The organism is Sphingomonas sp. FUKUSWIS1 (assembly GCF_000733135.1).
Taxonomy (GTDB): Bacteria; Pseudomonadota; Alphaproteobacteria; order Sphingomonadales; family Sphingomonadaceae; genus Sphingomonas; species Sphingomonas aerolata.
In genome coordinates, this window is record NZ_JPJC01000242.1 from 66,462 (window position 1) to 69,760 (window position 3,299).

Genomic DNA, 3,299 nt, shown 5'->3' on the forward strand with positions numbered 1-3,299 from the left:
GAACCGCGGAAAGACGTTCAGATGCTCGATGTCGAACACCGCGTCGCCTTCGGTGCGCAACTGCCCGAACGAGGCGCGCGGCCCCGTATCCACGGGCAGCGTATAGGCACCGGTCGGGACCTGCGCCTCGTCGTCGAGCAGGATGTCGCGCTCGCCGACCTTGACGAACGGATAGCCCATCTGCGGCAACATCAGCGAGACATTGGCCTCCGCCCCCTGGATCCGGTCCGCCTGGATCGGATCGCCGACCTTCAACGGCAACTGGCTGCGCACCAGATCCGGCGGAATGGTCTGCGCGGTCTTCACGTCGATCGAGCCGAGCGTGTAGAGCCGTCCCGGCTGCGCGCTGACGATTGCCTTCAGCCGCCCGGGCTTTTCGGGCACGGTTTCGATCGTCGAGACTGCGGTCGCGTCATAATAGCCGAGCGACTTCAGCAGCCGGACGACCAGCGCCTCGTCTTCCTTCGCGCGCGCCGAAACCTGCGTCGTGTTCGCCGCCTTGCCGCCGCCCTTCAGCGCGGACAGGGCCTTGTAGCGCGCCTCGAGCCCGTCGCCGGCATCGGCCAGACCCTTAATCTCCGCGTCGTAACGGATCTCGGGCGCATCCTTGTCCTTGATGTCCGCAGCAGTCGCCAGTGGTGCCGTGTCGTAGCTCGCGAGCGCGGGAAGCGGCACGACCAGCTGCGGATCTTCGGGACCGGTGGGGGGCAAGACGGCGCCCGACGCGGTCGTCGCGGGGGTCACATCCGTCGCGGGGGTCACGGGCGCCGTCTCGCTCGCCATCGGCTCGAGCGGTGCGTTGATGTCGTTCGAAAGCGGCGGCAGCGCCTGGTTGAATTCCGCGTCGGGGACGATCGGGGCGTTGCCCTTGGGATCGGCGACACCTGTGTCGGATCGCTGCTCGGCCGTGGGTGCGTCGGGTCCCTTTGCGGGCGCGGTACCGGGCTTTGCGAGCTGGGCTTCGCCGGGAGCGGCCACACTCGCCGCCAGAGCGATCGCGAGCCAATAGTGCCGTCTTGTCGAACTCGTCACAGGAAACACGATCCCCTTTCGAAGGGCGACCGCGTTCGATTCATCCCCGTTAATCCCTCGCAACGCACGAAACTTGGGTTGGTTTCCGTCATCCGGCGATTCACACGCAGCCGATCATACCGGCCACCGGAAGGACGATGGTGTCGCGGCCCGGCCGCTCAAGCCGTAGCGTCGCATTGGGCACCATCGCGCCTGACGCCAGATCCTCGCGCGTGACGATCGTCATGTCGAGTGCGACGGTCAGATCTCCACCGCGATAGGTCGTGACCCCGGCAAAGCCGTAGCCACCCGGGCCGGCCTCGTCGACTCGCGCATAATCGACCGGCTTGCCGTCGACCGCCAGACGCAACCGGGCCGAATCGGCGGTCGCCATCGCCACCAGCGCGCGGTCGCCCGTCGACCAGAGATACGCCGCGCATCCCCGTGCGGGCATCGCCTGCTTGCCGATCGGACCGAGCGTCGCGGGAGCCTTGGTGGTGTCGCCGGGCACCGTCTTGGCGGGCGTGGCGGCCTGCACGGCCGCAGCGATAAGCAATAGCATCATCCGCCCGACGCTATCATGAAGAGCCAGGCCGGATAAGCCGCGATCGCCAGCAATGCGCCGAACGGCATCGCGGTCTGCCCGGTCACGGGTTTGCCGCCGACGCGCATCGTCAGCACCGCGCCCAGCCCGACCATGCTGGCGATCAGCAACACGGCGGGCAGCATCTGCCAGCCGAGCCACAGCCCGATCGCACCGAACAGCTTGGGATCGCCGCCGCCCATCCCGTCATGTCCGCGGATCCGGCGATAACCTGCCGCGATCGTCCAGAGCAGGGCGAACCCCGCGACCCCGCCGATCAGACGGTCAAGTCCCCCGGGCGCCAGTCCGGCAACACCGCCCGCCGCACCGCCGAGCGCGAGCAAGAGGGTCAGACGGTCGGGCAGCCAGAAGGCGACGAGGTCGAGCGCGGCGAGTGCCAGCAACAGCCAGCCGAAGACCGCACCCCACAAGGCAGCCTGCCCCGGCGCGACGAGCCCCGCGGCGATACCGATCGCCAGCCCGCACGCCTCGATCCGCCAGTGCAACGGATCGATCTGCGCACCGCAAGACCGACACCGCCCCCGCAGCAGCAGCGCACTGACCAGTGGGACGAGATCGATCGCGGTCAGCGTGCGCCCGCACGCATCGCACGCCGACCGCCCGCGAACGACCGACCGGTCCTGCGGCCAGCGAATCACCAGCGCGGCGATGAAGCTGCCGACGATCGCACCGAGCACGCCCAGCGCCGCCGCGGCGATCGTCGGGCTCGGCACGGGCATGGCGTCGATCATCCGCCGCGCGTGCCGGGCACGTCCCGCGCCGTCAAGCCGGTGCGCGCAACCCGATCCCGGCCAGCGCTGCCGCCGTCAGAGATCCAGCGTGTAATATCGGCTGAACCGCGAGGGCGGATAGGACCCGAACCGCTTACAGCGGACAAAGCCCGCGCGTTCGTACAGCGCGCGCGCCGCGGCATAGGCGGCGTTGCTCCCGGTCTCGAGGCTGATCCGGGTCGCGCCCATGTCTCTGGCATGGCGGGTCGCATGATCGAGCAGCGCCGCCCCGACCCCGCGGCGCACATGATCGGGATGCGTCCGCATCGATTTCAGCTCGCAATGCCCCGCGTCGAGCGACTTCACCGCGACGATCCCGAGCAGCGCCGATTCGTCCCCCGTCCCGTCCCAGGCGGACCACACAACTACCGACGGATCGCGGAGCCCGACGAGGTCGAGGGCAAAGACACAGCCCGGCGGCGAATTGGCGTGCGCGGCGCGCTGGTGCAGCGCGACCAGATCGACGACCGCATCGCGCGTCAGATGGTCGCGCTCTATCCGCATGACGCGATCCGGGTGCGATGCCCCGTCATCACTCAGGGCAGCGCTTCGTCCGCATCGATTCCCCACAGCGCGTCGACGCGCACGAAACCGGCCTGCCCCTTGATGTCCATCTTGCACCAGCCATTGCCGCACTGGCTCAGCCGACCGACGACGCCGGGGGCCGCGCGCCATTGCAGGCGTCCGCTTTCGCTCGGGCGGTCGAGGATCGCGATCGGGGTCGTGCCGCGCACGATCGCGGTGCGCGTGCTGCTCATCAGATTGGCCTGCATCCAGCCTTCGGTGCCGTCCGGATCGGCGATCTTGCGCCATTCCTTGTGGATCGCGATCACGCGCACAGGCAGGTCGGCACGCTGATACAGCCAGCTGGCGGGATAGGCGCGGGCCGGACCGGTCCGCAACCGCGCGCGCCC

General features: G+C 69.1%; 5 protein-coding genes. All 5 read right to left on the reverse strand.

Annotated features, from left to right (window positions below; genetic code table 11):
* A partial coding sequence (locus sphsw_RS20600) for a POTRA domain-containing protein (protein ID WP_327195652.1) occupies positions 1 to 978 on the reverse strand: 978 nt, incomplete at its 3' end.
* A gap of 154 nt (positions 979 to 1,132) precedes the next feature.
* Positions 1,133 to 1,576 carry a hypothetical protein gene (locus sphsw_RS15170; RefSeq protein WP_052380969.1) on the reverse strand — a complete coding sequence of 148 codons (444 nt, stop codon included), beginning with the start codon at positions 1,574 to 1,576 and terminating at the stop codon, positions 1,133 to 1,135.
* Positions 1,573 to 2,346, reverse strand: a complete 774-nt coding sequence (locus sphsw_RS15175; protein ID WP_235188413.1) for a prepilin peptidase — start codon at positions 2,344 to 2,346, stop codon at positions 1,573 to 1,575. The genes sphsw_RS15170 and sphsw_RS15175 overlap by 4 nt, the downstream gene beginning before the upstream one ends.
* 75 nt (positions 2,347 to 2,421) lie before the next feature.
* Positions 2,422 to 2,889, reverse strand: a complete 468-nt coding sequence (locus sphsw_RS15180; RefSeq protein WP_031441350.1) for a GNAT family N-acetyltransferase — start codon at positions 2,887 to 2,889, stop codon at positions 2,422 to 2,424.
* 32 nt (positions 2,890 to 2,921) lie between these two features.
* The coding region (locus sphsw_RS15185; RefSeq protein ID WP_031441351.1) for an SH3 domain-containing protein at positions 2,922 to 3,299 on the reverse strand (378 nt) is incomplete at its 5' end.